The sequence below is a fragment of the Streptomyces sp. PA03-5A genome (assembly GCF_033792725.1).
Classification (GTDB): domain Bacteria; phylum Actinomycetota; class Actinomycetes; order Streptomycetales; family Streptomycetaceae; genus Actinacidiphila.
In genome coordinates, this window is sequence record NZ_JARAVL010000034.1 from 54,584 (window position 1) to 72,085 (window position 17,502).

13 protein-coding genes and 6 pseudogenes are annotated in these 17,502 nt (G+C 69.4%); 12 read left to right on the plus strand and 7 right to left on the minus strand.

The features are described from left to right. Nucleotides 1-489: 489 nt before the first annotated feature. Nucleotides 490-2,079, minus strand: coding sequence for a site-specific integrase (locus PV410_RS33830; protein ID WP_500329643.1), 1,590 nt, complete (start codon nt 2,077-2,079; stop codon nt 490-492). A gap of 26 nt (nt 2,080-2,105) precedes the next feature. Continuing rightward, nucleotides 2,106-2,726, minus strand: coding sequence for a helix-turn-helix domain-containing protein (locus tag PV410_RS33835; protein WP_500329645.1), 621 nt, complete (start codon nt 2,724-2,726; stop codon nt 2,106-2,108). Nucleotides 2,727-2,829: 103 nt separating this feature from the next. Between PV410_RS33835 and PV410_RS33840 the strand changes: the two genes are divergently transcribed. After that, nucleotides 2,830-3,060, plus strand: a complete 231-nt coding sequence (locus PV410_RS33840; protein WP_500329646.1) for a DNA-binding protein — start codon at nt 2,830-2,832, stop codon at nt 3,058-3,060. Nucleotides 3,061-3,135: 75 nt separating this feature from the next. On the opposite strand, the gene PV410_RS33845 is transcribed toward PV410_RS33840, so the two are convergent. Continuing rightward, nucleotides 3,136-3,441 carry a hypothetical protein gene (locus tag PV410_RS33845; RefSeq protein WP_500329648.1) on the minus strand — a complete coding sequence of 102 codons (306 nt, stop codon included), beginning with the start codon at nt 3,439-3,441 and terminating at the stop codon, nt 3,136-3,138. Between the two features lie 105 nt (nt 3,442-3,546). Next, on the minus strand, nt 3,547-3,951 hold the full coding sequence (locus PV410_RS33850) for a hypothetical protein (RefSeq protein ID WP_500329650.1): 405 nt from the start codon (nt 3,949-3,951) through the stop codon (nt 3,547-3,549). A 350-nt stretch (nt 3,952-4,301) separates the two neighbouring features. Here PV410_RS33850 and PV410_RS33855 point away from each other — a divergent pair. Then, nucleotides 4,302-4,508: pseudogene (locus PV410_RS33855) on the plus strand (ABC transporter ATP-binding protein); the annotation flags it as partial. On the opposite strand, the pseudogene PV410_RS33860 reads toward PV410_RS33855, so the two are convergent. Beyond that, nucleotides 4,488-4,568: pseudogene (locus tag PV410_RS33860) on the minus strand (helix-turn-helix domain-containing protein); the annotation flags it as partial. The pseudogenes PV410_RS33855 and PV410_RS33860 sit on opposite strands and share 21 nt — an antisense overlap. A gap of 268 nt (nt 4,569-4,836) precedes the next feature. On the opposite strand from PV410_RS33860, the gene PV410_RS33865 reads away from it, so the two are divergent. The 3 genes from PV410_RS33865 to PV410_RS33875 all read left to right on the plus strand — a co-directional run bounded on the left by PV410_RS33865 (nt 4,837) and on the right by PV410_RS33875 (nt 7,921). After that, a complete protein-coding gene (locus tag PV410_RS33865) occupies nt 4,837-5,784 on the plus strand; it encodes an NmrA/HSCARG family protein (RefSeq protein ID WP_500329652.1) in 948 nt (315 codons plus the stop codon). A gap of 58 nt (nt 5,785-5,842) precedes the next feature. Next, nucleotides 5,843-6,910: an MBL fold metallo-hydrolase gene (locus tag PV410_RS33870; RefSeq protein ID WP_500329653.1), complete on the plus strand. Its 1,068-nt coding sequence runs from the start codon at nt 5,843-5,845 to the stop codon at nt 6,908-6,910. 153 nt (nt 6,911-7,063) lie between these two features. Further along, nucleotides 7,064-7,921, plus strand: a complete 858-nt coding sequence (locus PV410_RS33875) for a helix-turn-helix transcriptional regulator (RefSeq protein WP_500329655.1) — start codon at nt 7,064-7,066, stop codon at nt 7,919-7,921. Between the two features lie 226 nt (nt 7,922-8,147). Here the strand turns inward: PV410_RS33875 and PV410_RS33880 are convergent, their stop codons facing one another. Next, the gene (locus PV410_RS33880; protein WP_500329656.1) at nt 8,148-9,647 is read right to left on the minus strand and encodes an MFS transporter; all 1,500 of its coding nucleotides are present in this window, start codon (nt 9,645-9,647) and stop codon (nt 8,148-8,150) included. A 168-nt stretch (nt 9,648-9,815) separates the two neighbouring features. Between PV410_RS33880 and PV410_RS33885 the strand changes: the two genes are divergently transcribed. The 7 genes and pseudogenes from PV410_RS33885 to PV410_RS33915 all read left to right on the plus strand — a co-directional run. Then, a complete protein-coding gene (locus tag PV410_RS33885; protein WP_500329658.1) occupies nt 9,816-10,718 on the plus strand; it encodes a LysR family transcriptional regulator in 903 nt (300 codons plus the stop codon). A gap of 282 nt (nt 10,719-11,000) precedes the next feature. Beyond that, a complete protein-coding gene (locus PV410_RS33890; protein WP_500329659.1) occupies nt 11,001-11,897 on the plus strand; it encodes an alpha/beta fold hydrolase in 897 nt (298 codons plus the stop codon). 318 nt (nt 11,898-12,215) lie between these two features. Then, nucleotides 12,216-12,979: pseudogene (locus PV410_RS33895) on the plus strand (transposase family protein). Between the two features lie 245 nt (nt 12,980-13,224). Further along, the gene (locus PV410_RS33900) at nt 13,225-14,430 is read left to right on the plus strand and encodes an IS110 family RNA-guided transposase (protein ID WP_500329661.1); all 1,206 of its coding nucleotides are present in this window, start codon (nt 13,225-13,227) and stop codon (nt 14,428-14,430) included. A gap of 40 nt (nt 14,431-14,470) precedes the next feature. After that, nucleotides 14,471-14,689: a deazapurine DNA modification protein DpdA family protein gene (locus PV410_RS33905; protein ID WP_500329663.1), complete on the plus strand. Its 219-nt coding sequence runs from the start codon at nt 14,471-14,473 to the stop codon at nt 14,687-14,689. A gap of 373 nt (nt 14,690-15,062) precedes the next feature. After that, nucleotides 15,063-16,111, plus strand: a pseudogene (locus PV410_RS33910) (IS630 family transposase); the annotation flags it as partial. A gap of 132 nt (nt 16,112-16,243) precedes the next feature. Beyond that, nucleotides 16,244-16,684, plus strand: a pseudogene (locus PV410_RS33915) (DUF5959 family protein); the annotation flags it as partial. A 229-nt stretch (nt 16,685-16,913) separates the two neighbouring features. Here the strand turns inward: PV410_RS33915 and PV410_RS33920 are convergent. Continuing rightward, nucleotides 16,914-17,372, minus strand: a pseudogene (locus PV410_RS33920) (DDE-type integrase/transposase/recombinase); the annotation flags it as partial. Nucleotides 17,373-17,502: the final 130 nt, after the last annotated feature.

Sequence of the window (17,502 nt, forward strand, 5' to 3'; positions counted from 1 at the left end):
GACGACGTCGTGGGCACGTGCGTCAACGCCGCCCGCGCAGACGGGGTGGAGTCCGAGCTCGTACGCCGCGGCCTCGCCTTACGCGTTGCCCGCGACGAGTTCCTGCGCTTCACGTTGGAAGGCGCCACCGTGATCACCTTCTGGCGTCACGGCCCTTGCGCATGGGCCTCCTTCGCGGTGCGAACGGGGTCCATGTGCGGCCGGGGCCGTGTCAGTTGCTTGCAGGGGCGGCAGGATTCGAACCTGCGGCGTGCGGGTTTGGAGTCCGCTGCTATGTCACGCCGCTCCATGTCGGCTCATGCCGCTTCGTGCGCCACGTACCGGAACATTCAGGTCAGTCTCCTCTTCGGCGTCCAGGACTTCCCCTGTTGGTGACGGCTCATGCTGCCCGGTATCGGCTCGTTCCGCATCGTCCGAGCGAGCACTGAGCGAGCAGAAGGACTCGTCGACCTGCAGCAACAGGTACCCCGACGGCTGCTGACTCCGGCCCTATCCATCGGCCGAAACGGCATCCTCGCGGCTGCGCCGGGCGCGCGGGACCAGGGCCGCGGCTCGCTCCGCGATATCCCGGTCCGTTTCCTCCAGCAGCTCGGTGTACGTGTCCGATGTCAGCTGGATCGTTGAGTGCCGTAGCGTCGTCTTGACCGCATGGATGTCGCCGCCGCCAGCGTGGATGAGGGTCGCCGCCAAGTGCCGGAGGTCGCGGAGGTTGATCGGGGGCAGGCCTGCTCGCCGGTAGATCCGCCGGAACTCGCGGCTCACCTTGGCAGGGTGGAGCCACGTGCCGTCGGGCTGGGTGAACACCTTCCCCGTGTCCTGCCAGTCCACGACGTCCTCCCCCGCCTGCCGCCTCTCGGCCGCTTTCCGGTTCCAGCTATCCCGCTCGGCGAGCTGCCGCGCCCGGTGTTCCCGCAGGACGCCCACGTTCAGCGAGTCGAGGGCGATCGTGCCCGCGGACTCCTCGGTCTTCGGGTCGTCCTCGAACACCTCCCAGGAGTCAACGACCAACTCCTTCCCCACGGTGAGCGCATTGCCGTCGAGGTCCACGTTGCGCCAGTCCGCCCCGACGCCCTCACCGCGGCGCAGGCCTCGGAAGGCGATCAGATGGAAGAACGCGTACAGGTGGCTGCCCATGGCCTCATCGAGAAACGTCCCGAGCTGCTCCGGGGTCCAGACCATGACCGCACTCGGCTTCTCTCCGGTGCGCTCCCAGTGCTCAACGTGTCGGTCCGTCCACAGCTTCGCCTTGGGTCGCTTGCCCGGGGACAGTTCCACCCACTTGGCCGGATTGAACGTGATGAGCTGCTTCCTGATTGCGGCGTTGAGTGCGGCCCGCAGCGTCGCCCGGATGCGCTGCAGCGTCGCGGGACCTGTGATGATGCCATAGGGCGGCATCGCGGCCAGTCTCTCGCGCTCGGCCGCCAGTTGCTCGGACTCCGCCCGCGAGGGCCGACCGTTCTTTCCCCAGCGGCAGCGGGCCTCTTGTTCTCGCCGCGCGGCGTTTTGCGCCGCAATCACCTCGTTGCGTTCCTGGTAGGCGTCGAAGAACGCCTGACAGTGGGCAATGTTGAAGCGGTCGAGCCTGTACTGCCCGACCCCGGGCTTCAAGTGCACGCGGATGTGAGACTGATAAGCCTTGGTCGTCAAGCGCTTCGTCTTCTTCGCCTCGGCCCACTGCTCCAACCACTCGCCGAGGGTCACGGTGCAGTCGAGGGCCACTCCGCCTGCAAGACGGCGCTTAACTTCCGAGGAGTCCGGGATGCTGGCCCGGTCGCGTCCAACCGCCGCCAGGAGATCACCGATCCGCGTCTCTCGCTGCTTGTCGTCGGCGGCGTCGACGAGGTCCAGGACCGCACGGAGCTTGTCAAGGTCGCTCTGCGCGTCCTTGACCGTCGCGTAGCCGGTGCGGCGGAAGATCCGCCGAGACCCGTCCGCAGCCGCCGGGATTTCCTGTTGGAGCTGGTAGGTACCGTGGTTCCGCTTCGACATCATCGGGCACTCCTTGCCCAGCCGTTTGCCGTCCCTTCCCCGGCACTCGCAACGCCTTGTAATGCTGCCAGCACGGCGTGCGGCGGCCATTCGTCCTCCTCGTATGGGATGTGTGCCTACTGGGCCGGCGCACGGTCGCCGCCGGGCGGCAGCGGTGCCACTTTGTCCAGGCCCGCCAGTGGCGGCAGCCGCAGTCCTCGGCGGGCAATCTCGTCGCGTAGCTCATGAAGTTGGATCGTCAGGTCGCGGGCAACGTCACGGGCCGCCTCAGCCTCCGGGCCGTCCGGCTCACCGTGCCACTGGTACTCGGCGATGGCCTGCTCCCAGATCCCCCGGTACAGGTTGCGGATGCGGACCTCGAGGTCGCGGTGGCGACGCAGCAGCGCCAGGGGCGAGGAGGCAGGTGCAAGGAGGCCGTGCCACCACTCGACCGCGGCCAGGGGCGGGACGGGCTGGCCGGGCAGGTGCTCGACCTCGTCGACGTGACCAACGGGGAACACCAGCGTCGCCGGCGGCACGTCCAGGGCGGCGGCCAGGACCATGACCTCCGCCACCGTGATGCTGCCGCGGCGGCCATTCTCCAGGTTGGAGATCACCGTCCGGGGCATCGGCGCGCCCAACGCCTCGCACGCGTCGGCAAGCTGCTGGGCGCTCATGCCGCGGCCAGTGCGATGCCGGCGGATCTCGTGGGCGATCGTTCTGCTGACTCGCGTTGTCCAGTCCGGGCTCTGCTCCATGGTGACCCAAAGTACGCGCACGATTGCTCTGCGCCAACCCATGCCATACTGTGCGCCGGAAATACCCATAGCCGCGCATTTTGCCCTCAGGAGTTGTGCCGAAATGACCCAAACCTTGACGGCGGACGAAGTGCTCCGCCTGCCGGCGACGACGGACCTCGAGACCGCCGCCGCGGCATTCGGCATTGGGCGAACCACGGCATACGACCTCGCCCGCAAGGACCAGTTCCCGTGCAAGGTGATCCGGGCCGGGCGCGTCCTGCGTGTCGCCTCGGCGGACATCATCCGCGCCCTCGGCCTGGAGCACCGGGTCCCCGTCGCGTCCCAGGGGTAAGCGGCCCGCTCCCCGGGACGTCGCGGGCCCGGCAGGCTCACCGCTGCCGGGCCCGTCTTCACCTCCGCCCCCGCCTCATGCCGAGGCGGCAACCGGCTCGTTGACCAGGGCCGTGCCCAGCAGGATCACCAGGTCCGCCGCCGACGGCCGCCGGTAGTCCGGCTGGGACATCACGTGACTGAGCACGTGCTGGGCAGCGGGCCACACTGTGGCGTCCCGGACCGGGATCACGTGGGTGGCGATCGCGTGCCGCAGTGCGGCGGCGTCCATGGCGCGCGGGTCGACGATGGCCTCCGCGTAGGCGGGCGGCCACTCGTCGGTGATCGCCCACCACAGGCTCGCCGCCAGTGGGTACACCTCGTCCGTGGAGGTGACGACCACGGACTGGTGTCCGCGGTGGACCTTCCACGCCAACTCGGGGGCGAGGAGGTGGGGCAGGCCGCCCCGGAACAGGTTGGACGGGCCGAGGGTGAGCTGGTGCCACGCCTATGAGCAGTCCCGGAACCGCACGCCGGCGGGGGTGTGCACGAGGTGGTCGGGCTCGATGTCGCCGTGTACCCACCCGACCGCGTGGAGGGCAGCCACCGCTTCGCATAGCGCGACCACGGCGTCCCGCGCGGCAGCCAGATCGATGGTCCCGTCGCGTACGCCGGCGAGCACCTGCTGGGTCGACGGGCCCTCGTGCCAATCCGTGAGCATGCACGCGGCGCCCGGGCTGCGGCCGTGTGCCCTCACCGCCGAGGCGCCGTAGATGCCGGCGACCGCGGCGGACTCGCGGAGCACGATGACCGTCCCCTCCACGCCCGCGCCGCACTTCACGGCTGCGGTCCGGAGCGGGCCGGTCGCCTGCCACACCATGCAGCCGCGCCGGTCACTGACCGGTTCCAGCACGGTTCCGTCACCACATGTCGCATCTCCACGTCCGCCTCCCGGCCCGGCTCCCCGCCGCGTACTGCGCGGTGTGGGCCGTGTCCCGGGCTGCTCCTCGCCCTAAACGGACTTGCCGGGAGCCTGCCGGTGCTGCTGGTCCTCGCTGCCGTCTAGGGGATGATGGCCCCGTTCTGCGGCGTCACCCTGCGAACGTACCTCGCCAGGTTCCCGGCCGGGCCGCGGCGCCGACTGATGTCGCTGGACTCACGGTCATCCGCACCGCCGGGACGGCGTCGATGCTGGTCGTCCCCGCGCTCGCGGCGGGCTCCCCCGCGGCCGGGTACCTGGCCGGCGGCCCGGGCACGGTGGCCGTCTCCGCCCTCGCGCTGGCCCTCGTCTACGGACTGGGCGGCCGCTTCGCGGTCACCGGCGCCCTCGACGCCGGCTCCGTGGTCACCCTCGCCCTCCTCCTGGCCCGCCTCTACGCGCCCCTGACCTCCCTCGCGGGCGCCCGCGTCGACATCATGAGCGCCCTGGTCAGCTTCGAGCGGGTCTTCGAGGTCCTCGACCTCAAGCCGGATCCGTTCACGTAACGCCCGCCGCTCAGCGGTCAGGCCCCCACCCTGCGCATACCGCATAGCAACGGCATACCGCAGGGATCATCACCCGTCACCACCCGACGCCCACACGAAAACCTCAGTAGGCGGGGATGGCCGGCGCCCAGGGAGTGCAGGAAGGCAGGCAGGACGCCGGTGACCTCCCCGCCGGCGGTCGACCACCGGGCGCGCCGGTCCGCCATGAGCCTCGCCCAATCCGTGCCTGGTTGGCCGTCCGGAGTGCTCGCACCATCGAGTCGTGACAGGGCAGCGGAGCCCGTCGCGTTCACACGATGCGGAGTGATCGGCAATGTCGCAGAAGAAGATCATCGCGGTGCTCGGGGCCACGGGTGCGCAGGGTGGCGGACTGGCCCGCGCCATCCTCGCGGAGCCGGACGGCCCGTTCGCGGTCCGGGCGATCACCCGTGACGCGGATTCGGACAAGGCGCGTGCTCTGGCCGGGCGCGGCGCGGAGGTCGTCGAGGCCGACCTCGGCGACGAGGGGAGCCTTCGCCGGGCGTTCGACGGCGCGCACGGCGCGTACGTGGTGACGAACTACTGGGAGGGCATGTCCGCCGAGACGGAGCTGGCGCAGGCCGGCAATGCGGCGCGGGCTGCGAAGGACGCGGCGCTGCGGCATGTGGTCTGGTCGACACTGGAGGACACCCGCGCCCACTTCCCGGTCGCCGAGGCGCGCGTGCCCCTGCTCGACGGGGCATACACCGTTCCGCACTTCGACGCGAAGGCCGAGGCGGACCGGTTCTTCATCGACCTCGGCGTGCCGACGACGCTGCTGCGCACCACGTTCTACTGGGAGGCGTTCCTGCAGGGCTTCGCCCCGCGTCGCGACGACTCCAGGGATCTGGTGCTGAGCCTGCCGATGGGCGGGAGCGCGCTGGCCGGGATCGCCGCGGAGGACATCGGCAGGGTGGCACTGGCGATCTTCGGCCGTGGTGAGGAGTTCGTCGGGAGGACGGTCGGCATCGCCGGTGAGCATCTGACCGGCGAGGAGCTGGCCTCGGCGTTCGCCGAGCTGTACGGCGAGCCGGTGGTCTACCGCCCGCTCACCCACGACCAGTTCCGTGAGCTGGGCATTCCCGCCGCCGCGGAGATTGGCAACATGTTCCAGTACTACACCGAGGCGGCGGGGGCCTTCACGGGAGCCCGCGACCTGGGCCTCGTCCGGGACCTGCACCCGGGTGTGCAGACCTTCCGCGAATGGCTGACCGCCCACAAGGACGCCCTCACCGTCGGCTGAGACCACCACCACCGCGTTGCCGCCGGCAGCGCGCCCCCCACCTTCACCGGAGAGAAGCATGTCCACGTCCGACTCCTCCACCAGCCGACGGTCGTTCCTCGCCCGCACCGCCGCAGTCGCGGCCGCCCCGTCGGTCGCTGCGCTGGCGACCGGCACGCTTGCCCAGCCCGCGGCGGCCGCGGCCGCCGCCCTGCCCGACTACGCCCCCGTCCCCGAGTCCGCGCTCGGCCCGGCCCTCAACGAACAGGGCTACTACGTCGGGCGGGTGGAGCGGAACCTGTACTGGGTCACCGACGGCACCTACCAGGCGGCGTTCCTCACGACCCGCGACGGCGTCGTACTCTTCGACGCTCCCCCGAGCATCGGCCACATCCTGCAGCGGGCCATCGACCGGGTCGCCGTCGACAACGGCGTCTCCCGCGAGGTGACGCACCTGGTGTACTCGCACCACCACGCCGACCACCTGGGCGCCTCCTCCCTGTTCGGCCGGCACGTCACACGCATCGGTCACACCGAGACCAAGCGGTTGCTGCTGCGGGACGGCGATCCGACGCGGCCGGCGCCCGACGTCACCTTCCAGGACCACCACACGCTCCGCGTCGGCGGGGAGCGCGTCAAGCTGGCCTGGCACGGCACCAACCACAGCCCGGACAACACCTACATCCACCTGCCCGACCACGACACGCTGATGCTCGTCGACATAGCGCTGCCCGGCTGGGTGCCCATCTACAACCTCAACGTCAGCGAGGACATCCCCGGATTCATGGCCGCCCCGGCCACCGCGCTGTCCTACCCCTGGAAGCACTACATCGCGGGACACCTGGGCCGGCTCGGCAACCGCGACGACGTGATCCTGCACCAGCGGTACGTCGCGGACATCGCCGCCGGCGCCCGTACCGCCCTCGCCACCGTCGATCCCACGCCGTACTTCGCGAAATACGGCGCCAACACCTGGGCCGCGGTCAAGACCTACCTGGACGCCGTGACCGACTACGCCGCCGCACCCGTCATCGCGAAGTACACAGGCGTGCTGGCCGCCGCGGACGTCTTCACCACGAGCAGCACCCTGGTGATCCTGGAGTCGATCCGTCTCGACCTCGGCTACGGCTCGCAGATCCACCCCTAGTGCACCGATCCGCGGCACACCTCAGCACGGCGTCGAGCCGGCCGGCGAGGCGTGCCGCGGATCGGGTTTGGTGCCTTCCGCAGGCCGGCGCCCGGACCATCCACGCCCAGTCTGTACCTGGCAACGTGCTCGGCGAGAGCGATACTGGCGTGCATGGACCGCAATGACCTGGCCGAATTCCTGCGCACCATGCGGGAACGGCTGCAACCCCAGGACGTCGGCCTGCCGGCGGGCACCGCGCGGCGGACACCCGGACTGCGCCGCGAAGAGGTGGCCCGGCTCGCGCACATATCCGTCGAGTACTACGCGCGCCTGGAGCAAGCACGCGGCTCCAGCCCCTCCCGCCGTATCCTGAGCGAACTGGCCCGCGCCCTGCGCCTGGGTACGGACGAACGCGCCCACCTCTTCGAACTCGCGGGCGTCGCACCGGAGTCGCCGACGGGACCACGCTCGGACGTGCCGGACTCGGTGCTGAACCTGCTGGAGCACATGACCGAGATCGCGGCATTCGTCGTCAATGCCCGCTACGACGTCGTCGCCTGGAACTCACTCGCCACGGCACTGTTCGAGGATTTCTCCGCCGTCCCACCGGCCCGGCGCAATCTCATCCTCCGCCATTTCCTGCATCCCGATCCCGCCTCACGGCACTACGGCATGACCGGAGCCAAGGAGTTCGGCCGCCTCGCGGTGGGCCACCTGCGCGCCGCCGCCGGCCGGTACCCCTCCGACCCGCGGATCCGCACCATGGTCGGCACACTACACAAGCAGAGCACCGAGTTCGCCGAGCTGTGGGACGGCCATCACGTGGAAAGCGGTGCCCACCACCGCAAGACCATGCAGCACCCCCTGGTCGGCACCCTGCAGCTGAACTGCGACACCCTCGCCGTGCCGATGCGCGACCAGTTCCTGGTGTGTTTCACCGCCGAGCGCGGCAGCCTCTCCCACAACGCGCTCCGGCTGCTCTCCGTCGTCGGCACCCAGGACATGACCCCAACGCCGGACAACGCCTGACGGCGCGGCGTCCCGGACCGATCCCGGATCGGCCGCCACCCGAGCCCGGACATTCAGCTGCCCTTGGGCAGATCCTGTTCCGCCCACACCACCTTCCCCCCCCGTGGTCCAGCGGCTGCCCCACCTATGGGACAGCTGGGAGACCAGAAGCATGCTCAGCGCGGCGTCGGCGACAGCGCCCATCAGCCCGAGACGGCCCCCGCCGTACAGGAGATGGACGCCCCGTTCAGTCGGTCCTGTCACCTCTCGTCGAGCTGCGCCGCGGTCCGCGCATTGGGCGTTCCGTCAGGCCGGGCTGCCGGCATTGGGGTTCGAGGCGGCGGGGTGTCGAGCCGAGCTGGTGCGCGACGATGATCGTGGCGAGGACCGCGAGAGCGGTCGCGATGTGGAACGACAGGCGGTAGCCGTCCACCGGAGAGCCGCTGTGGCCGGTGGAGGCCGCGGCGGCGGCGAGGATCGCCAGCCCGACCGCGGCGCCGGTCTGCTGGCTGGTGGTGAACAGCGCCCCGGCCAGTCCCTGGTCGCGGGCCTGGACCCCGCTGGTGATCGCGATCGACGCGGTCGGCAGTGCCAGCCCGACCCCGGCCGCGGTCAGTATCAGGCCGGGCAGTACGGCCGCCGGGTAGTCGGCCCCGGCGGTGATCTGGGCGAGCCACAGCTGCCCGGCGCCCATGCAGGCCAGCCCGGCCAGCAGCACGGTCTTGATGCTGAACCGGGTCAGCAGCCGGCGGGTACCGAAGGTGGAGACGAGTACCACGGTCACGGTCGACGGGGCCAGTGCCAGGCCGGTCGTCACCGGGCTGAACCCCAGCACCTTCTGCAGGTAGAGCGACGCGAAGTACACGTAGCCGGCCAGGATGGCGCCGATCAGCAGCATGGCAGCGATCGCGGCCCGCCGGGCCGGCTCCGCCAGGATCGGCAGGGGCAGCATCGGAGCCGTCGACCGCTTCTCGGCGCACACGAAGCCCGTGGTCAGCAGTACCGCCAGGGCGAGAGCGATGAGGGTGGCGGGCGTGGTGAAGCCGTGCTGCTGTCCGCTGCTGAGGCCGAAGATCAGCGCCGCGATGCCGGTGGTCACCAGCAGTGCCCCGCGCACGTCGAGGCTGCCGCCGCCGGACCGCTTCCCGGCCGGCAGGCGCGGGACCAGCGCAAGGATGACGGCGATGACCGGCAGGTTGATCAGGAAGACAGCCCGCCAGCCGAAGTACTGGGTGAGCAGCCCGCCGGCCACGATCCCGGCGGTCGCGCCCGCCGCGGTGGTGGCCTGCCAGATCGCCAGCGCCCGGTGGCGCGCTGCCCCTTCCGCACTGGTCGTCGTCAGCAGCGACAGCGCGGCCGGGGAGACCATCGCCCCGGCCGCGCCCTGCACGATCCGGGCGGCGATCAGCATGATCGGCCACTGCGCGAGCCCGCAGGCCAGCGACGCGATCCCGAACAGGGCAAGGCCGACGGTCAGCACCTGCCGTCGGCCGAGCAGGTCCGCCAGGCGGCCGCCCGGCAGCAGCAGTGACCCGAAGGACAGCGCGTAACCGGTGACGATCCACTGCAACTGCGCCGCGGGCATGCCCAGCTCCCTCTGAACCGACGGCAGCGCCACGTTCACGATGCTGAAGTCCAGTTGCAGCACGAACTGGGCGGCGCAGATCAGTGCGACGACGAACGCGGCCCGCTGCGATCCGCCTCCGGCGGGTTGAGGCACGTCGTGCTTCGCCGAGTGGTCCGGCATGGGCGAATCCCCTGTCCTTGATGGTGTTCCTTACTGGTTCGTCGGTGTCAACCACGCCGGTCGGAACGTCGATGGCGATCCGGCGGCAGCGTGCGGAGATAAGCTGCATCTGTCCGACAGATGGAACTGTCCGGATGCACTGCAATGCAGTCCTGGAGGCGGCGGCCGATGGAACTCCGACAGCTACGGCACTTTCTGGCGCTGGTCGATGAACGCAGCGTCACCCGCGCCGCAAAGCGAGAGCTCATCGTGCAATCGGGCCTGTCGAACTCGCTCCAGGCCCTCGAACGCGAACTCGGCACCCCCCTCTATGTCCGCGGGACCCGGCCGGTCCGGCTCACCGCAGCCGGCGAAGCCCTGGTCGGCCCGGCACGCCGGACCGTGATCAGCGCCACGCAGGCGGAAGAGGCCGTGCACCACACCCGTGACGTGCTCATCGGCACCCTGCGTCTGGGCGTCGGGCTCTCCGCCCAGCATCTGGTGCCGTTCGCCTCCTACCTCGGCGAGTTCACCCGCGATCACCCCGGTATCGACCTGCGCCTCCAGTACGGGCCCGCGCTGACGATGATCTCGATGATCGGGACCGGAGAGGTGGACTGTGTGATCGGACCCGCCGTCGACCGGGTCCCCGGCATCCGGATGACCGGCCTCGCGCGGGAGCCGCTGCGCCTCGTCTGCCGTGCCGATCACCGCCTGGCGGAGCGGTCCGACGTCACCATCGTGGAACTGGCCGACGAGCGGTTCGTCGAGGTGCCCCCGCGGTGGACGGCCCGCCTGCTCAGTGACGCCGCGTTCGCCACCGAGGGGATCCAGCGCCGGGTCGTCTGTGAGGTCGGCGACTGGGAACTGTTCCTCGAACTGGTCGGCGCGGGCGTCGGCATCGGCTTCGCTCCGACCGGCCTGCAGTACCCGGTGCTGACCGCCCCGGACAGCGTCCTGCGGTTCGTCGAGGTCGAGGGCGTGCGTCTGGAGCGACACATCCACCTGATGCTGCCCCCAGCGGGCGAGACCAGCCCGGCAGCAGCGCGGTTCGCCGATCAGCTGCTGCGCGTCCGCTCGGCGGGCGGCTGACCCGCAGCCCGTCGGCGACCGCAGCCCTGCCGACCCGGGAGCGGCGCGGCTGCGGAGGCGCCCGCGCTGCCACCATCTGATCGTCAGATGGACTCCATCTGGGGAAAGCACGACGCATGCGACATCAGCGGCGATGGAGGCGCGGTTGCATGGGGGTGAAGCTTTCACGCCGACCGCGGACACCGGCTGGACGGCGGCGAAGAAACGCCGCTCCGGAAGATCCGCCACACGGTCTGCGCCTGCACAGCCCATGAGAAGAAGAAGAAGAAGGAGGTCACTGAGGTGAACCTCACTGACCACGCCGGAGCCCGGCTCACACACGGCAAGCCCAAGGTCAACGGTGTGGAGATCCACTACGCGATCGGCGGCACCGGCGAGCCGGTGTTCCTGGTGCACGGCGTGCCGAAGACCATGGCCTACTGGCGTCACGTTGTACCGCTGCTGACCCCGCACTACACCGTCATCGTGCTCGACAACCGGGGTGCCGGCGGCTCCCAGCGCCCCCTGCGCGGCTACGACACCTCCACGATGGCCGCCGACGTCGCCGCACTCGCCACCCACCTCGGCTTCGACCGGTTCCGCGTCGCCGGCGAAGACTGGGGCGCGGCCATCGCCTATGCCGTCGCCGCCTTCCACCGGCCCCGGGTGCAGCAACTGGTCTTCCAGGAAACGCTCCTGCCGGGACTTCCGGTCGGCCCGGGAATGCCGGGCGGCGGCCCCGACCCCTCGCTCGCCCCCGACGACGGCCGCACCGGCTGGCACTTCAGCTTCTTCAGCCTGCCGCACATCCCCGAACTGCTGCTGGCCGGACGGGAACGGTCCTTCTGGACGTACTACGCCCGCCGCCAGATGTGGGACCCCAGCGCGCTGGCCGAGGAAGACGTCAACGAGATCGTGCACTCGGCCGAGCAGCCGGGCGGCACCAGGGCCATCCTGGAGATGTACCGCGCCCGGCAGACCGACGCCGAACAGAACCGCCCGCATTACGCCGACCCGCTCAGCTGCCCGGTCCTGGCCGTCGGAGCCGAGGAATACCTCGGGGAAGCGGTAGCACAGCAGATGGCGCAAGTGGCCGACGACGTCCACGGCGTCGTCATCCCCGCGGCCGGTCACAACATCGCGCTGGAGAACCCGACCGCTCTGGCCCAGGCCTACCTCGACTTCTTCGCAGCCGGCTGAGGTCCGGCACCGTCCCGTGCCGCGACGTCCGGACGTGAGCAGGCCGAAGGTGGCGTAACGAAAGGGCCGGGCGCGGCGCCGGACGGACGTTCCCCGGCGTCACCGCGGCCTGCAGTGTCGCCGCACCCGGTGAGGCGGCCCGGCGTCACGGGGCTTCGTGACTGGAGACCGTGCTCCGCGGAACGTTAGAAATGAGACGTCCACTCAGTCAGCATTTCCAACCTGCTTCCCTTGTCTCGGAGTTGGCCTGACACAAGGGTGAAGCCCCTGGTAGATGGATTTTCGACCAAGAGCAACCTGTCCCGCCCGGAGCTTCACGTGCTTGTCTACCCATCGGGGATCGATCTGTCCACCTCGACCCTGCGGTACCTCTCCCGCCTGCTGGCCACCCGACGCCGTGAGTGTGGCACGCGGTGGCGCAGGCTCCCCGCGGACCGGCAGGCCCTGCTGGTCCTGGCCCATCTGCGGTGCGGGCACACTTACGCTCAGCTCGCGGCCGGGTTCGGTGTCGGGATCGCCACCGTCTACCGCTACGTCACCGAGGCGGTGGAGGTCCTGGCCGCCGTCGCCCCCGACCTTGCCACGGCCGCCCGGACCGCCGCACGCAAGGCGTTCGTCATCCTCGACGGCACCCTGCTGCCCATCGACCGCATCGCCGCCGACCGCCCGTACTACTCCGGGAAGCACAAGAAGCACGGCATGGACGTCCAGGTCATCACCGACCCGTTCGGGCGCCTGCTGTGGGCCTCACCCGCCTTACCCGGCGCGGTCCACGACATCAAAGCCGCCCGCACCCACGGCGTCATCGACGCCCTGGCCGAGGCCGACGTCCGGTGCTGGGCGGACAAGGGGTACCAGGGCGCCGGGGCACCGTGCGTGTCCCCTACCACGGCCGTTGGGAGAAGCTCTCCGCAGGCCAAAAAAACGTCAACGTCACCCACGCCAAGATCCGCGCGGTCGGCGAGCAGGCGATGGCCACCCTGAAGTCCTGGCGGCTGCTGCGCAAGCTCCGCTGCAGCACCACCCGCGTCACTGACCTGATCAAGGCCGTACTCGCCCTTCACCTGGCAACGCCGAGCTGAGGTTGGAAAAGCCTCCCTACCTTGTTCGTGGGCTTCATCCTGGTCATTCGTAGGATCGGGAGGCCCAGGGGTTTCGGGTGTGGCTCAAAAGGCTCATGCCACTGGTGTGGCTTCCACTGATTGGCCGCCCGAGGCCCCGCGACGACACGGCCACTGATTGGGATGCGCGAACAGTCGCTTCGTAGGGACACGTCGGCGTGGTCGTCCGCAGGGACCAGTACACGTTTCGACGAGGGGAGAGGCCGGTGCCCGAGCTGTGGGCGGGAACGGACGCGGGAAAGGCCGAGCACCACTGCCCGGTGATCGATGGGGACGGGGTGAAGGTCCTGTCGCGTCGGGTGTCGAACGACGAGCACGAGCTGCTGGAACTGATGAGTGACGTGCTGGACCTGGCCGACGGTGATGCGGTGACCTGGGCAGTCGACCTGAACGCCGGCGGGGCCGCGCTGTTGATCGCTTTGCTGACCGGACACGGGCAGCGACTCTTCTATATCCCGGGCAGGACGGTCCACCACGCCTCCGGCTCCTACCGCGGGGACGGCAAGACCGACGCGAAGGACGCCTACGTCATCGCAGACCAGGCCCGGATGCGCCGCGACCTGCAGCCTTTGCAGGAGTGGGACGACATCGCGATAGACCTGCGGATCCTCACCGCCCGCCGCTACGACCTGACCGCCGACCGCACCAGGGCGATCAACCGGCTCCGCGCGCAGATCCTGGAGTACTTCCCGGCCCTGGAACGTGCCTTCGACTACAGCACCTCCAAAGCCGCACTCGTCCTGCTGAGTGGCTATCAGATGCCCGCAGCACTCCGCCGCATCGGCCGGTCACGGCTGGCCACTTGGCTGTCGAACCGCAAGCTTCGCAACGCCGAAGCGGTGGCGGCCGCCGCGGTCGAGGCGGCCCAGGCTCAGCACACCGCGGTTCCCGGCGAGAGGACGGCAGCCGCCATGGTGCACACCCTCGCACGGGCGGTGATGGCCCTGGACGAGGAGATCGCCCGCACCGACGCGGCGATCGAGGCCCGGTTCCGTCAGCACCAGCACGCCGCGGTGATCACCAGCATGCCCGGCATCGGCACCCTGCTCGGCGCCGAATTCATCGCCTGCACCGGCGGCGACATGGACGCCTTCGGCAGCTCCGGCCGGCTTGCCGGTGTCGCGGGCCTCGCACCCGTGCCCAAAGACTCGGGCAGGATCAGCGGCAACATGCGCCGGCCACACCGCTACCACCGCCGCCTGCTACGCGTGTTCTACCTCTCCGCCCAGGTCGCCGCCCGCTGCTGCCCCACCTCACAGGCCTTCTACCAGCGCAAACGAAGCGAGGGGAAAACCCACAAACAGGCGATTCTCGCGCTCGCCCGGCGCCGCCTTGATGTCCTCTGGGCCCTCATCCGAGACCAACGGACCTTCACCACCGAGCCACCCCAACATGGCCGCACAGCGGCGTGACCTGATCGCCCAGCGTCACCGAAGTCCTTGACAAACACCATTGGGAATCAGTGCCTACGGCCACCTGCTGGTCTCCGCCGACTCTCTCGCCTGGAGCACTGGCGCCCGCTACGGCGAGCGCATGTCCGGCTGCACTCACCGAGCTGCAAAATGCCAGAACTGCAAGCGGTACGCGCTTCGGTGGCGCAGCCGCATCGTCAACACCTCGCCCGGCTGGCGCCAACTCGCCCTTTCCGAGGCCGACGACAGCCAGCCCTGATCCCGGCAGCGTTGTACGCGTTGCCCTTGCACGAGGCTTCATGACTATCTCGGGTGAGGGCCTCGAAGTCCGGAGGGGAAACGGACTTCGAGGCCCTCGGTCATGTGTGCTTGGCCATGCTGCGAAATCGAGGAGCAGGAATGATTATGAGAGCAGCATCGAATGCGGCTAGACAAATAGCCACTGGATTGGCCCGGGAGGGTGGCAAGGGCCATATCCCAAGGGACTGCCGATCTCGTGGTGTAGCCACAGCATGAGGCCAGGAGAAGGTCCCCGGCAGAGAGTGGGCTCTGCAGGTGGCTACTGAACTTGATTGGGTGATGTCGGAGCCGTTCGCCTGACGGTGGGAGGGCCGTTCCGGTAGCCCTGGACTGTGAGATACGCGCAGGGCGGCGGGCTGACCGACGCCGGGAGGGCCGCCCGGGAGCGGATTCGGCTGCAGGCCGTGGAACGCTTCGAGGGCGGGCAGAAGAATCGGGAGATCGCTGCCGCGCTGCGGGTCAGCGAGCGGTCCGTGGAGCGGTGGCGTCGCCAGTGGCGCGAGCGTGGGAAGGCTGGCGTCCTGTCGAAGGGATCCCCGGGCCGACCGAGGCTCAGTGATACGCAGATCGCCCGGTTGGAAAGGGAGTTGGAGCGCGGACCGCTGATCCACGGCTGGGTGGACCAGCGGTGGACCCTGGCTCGGATAAAGACACTGATCGGTCGCCTGTTCCACGTCTCGTACACGGTCGAGGGCACATGGCTGCTGCTCAAGCGGCATGGCTGGTCGTGGCAGCAGCCTGCCCGGAGGGCCATCGAGCGTGACGACACCTCGGTCGAAGTCTGGAAGAAGGAGACATGGCCGCGGGTAAGAGCATCGCGGCGGAGCGGGGGGCCTGGATCGTCTTTGAGGACGAGGCCGGGCAGTCGATGACTCCGCCGCGTGCCAGGACCTGGGGCCGCCGGGGCTGCACACCGGTGGTGCGGGTGCGCGGCTGCGGGTCCGGGCGAGTGTCGATGGTGGGCATGACCTGCTACAAGCCTGGTGAGCGGTCCCGGCTGTTCTATGCGGTCCGGGAGTACACCGGGCGCAAGGACCAGCCGAAGGGCTTCGGCTGGCGCGATTTCCGTGATCTGATCGTCCGGGCCCGCATCCAGTTGGGTGGCCCAATCGTGCTGATCTGGGACAACGTCCGACTGCATCTGACGAAGCCGCTGCGCGAGTTCATCGACGCGAACGCCGAGTGGCTTACCGTCGTTCAGCTGCCCACCTACGCGCCCGACCTCAACCCAACCGAGGGCGTGTGGTCCCTGGTCAAGCGCGACATCGGCAACCTTGCCGCCGCCAGCCTTGGTCAAGTCACCCGCGCGGTCAAGGATCGGCTCAAGAAGCTCCAGTACCGGCCAGACGTGATCGACGGCTGTCTTACCGGCACCGGCTTGGCCCCTGGGCACGTGACTCTCCAGGGCTGGGCACGACTGTTTCGCTCGTCCGGCGATAGGAGACGATGCAGCCCACGCCAGCGCACGAAAGCGAGTAACTCAATGACGGAACCTGCTCCGATGGATCTGATCCACCTCGCCGATCCGGATGGGAACCGCTGTATCGTGCGCGTCACAGGACGGTCCCAGCCGGGCGTGCTGACCGGCCACGACATTCTGCACGCGGACGTGCTCGTCTCCGCGAGTTTCGTCGATGCCCGGCTGGACCTTTACCTCTTCCAGCATGACCTGGACTCCTGGGAGCAGGAGCTCTCCAACCTGGGACCAGGCCAGACGGTCAGCATCGGCGGAGACCGCGGCCTGAGCCTCGACATCCACGTGCACGAAGACGGCTGGCTGTCGATCCAGGTCAGCGACCCGGACCGCCTTACGACAGCCCTGGGAACCCGACCCCAGGAAGACTGGATCGCCGAGCATCGCGGGCGCCTGGAACAGGTCCGACTGACCTGGCCCCGCGAAGTCATCGAGACGGCACCAGGAGCTTACGAGTGGAGCCCCAATCGCAAGCGGTGACCACCTGATCCCAGCAACCGACATCACGCTTTCAAGTTCATTAGTCGTGCTCGGAGTCCTCGCTGCTCTGGGCCCTTCAGGGTGCGACGTGTCCGGTGATCGAACCATCGCGTGGTGCTACCCCACCCCGACAGGACAGGCAGCACCACGCGGGCTGCACCGAACAAACAAAACACTGGCAGCGAGAACGCGGTCCCGCCACGAGACCCAGCCTTCGCTCGGCCGTCCGGGCCCACTCCTCGAGCAGGGTGCGGTGGAAGCGTTCGACCTTGCCGGCCGCGCCGAGGTCGGCGAGCGCCTGCTGCCAAGCGAAGCTCTTGCGGTAGGGCCAGTCGTTGTTGGTCAGGACCCGCTCGACGTCGCCAATACCCGACGCTGCGAAGAACGCCGTGGCCTGGCGTAGGAAGCCAGCGCAGGTGTCGGCCTTCTCGTCGGTGTGGATCTCGCGGTAGGCGAGGCGGCTGTGGTCGTCGACGGCGGAGTGGACGTAGTCGAAGCCCATGTTGCTGCGTCGGGCCCGGCCAGCCTGGCGGCCGAGGACCTTGTGGCCGCCGCTGTCGGGGATCCGGCCGAGTTTCTTCACGTCGATGTGGATCAGTTTGCCGGGCCGGTCGCGTTCGTAGCGGCGGATGACCTGGCCGATGGGCCGGTCCAGGTGGGCCAGCCGGTTCAGACCGTGGCGTGGGAGATGCCCATTTCGGCGGCCACATGCGCAACGGCGACCCGAGCAGACACGCTCGACCAGCGACCGCCTGACATGAACGGTCAACCGGGCATCACGGAGGGGCACGAAGACCTCCGGGTGGTGCAGTCCTAAA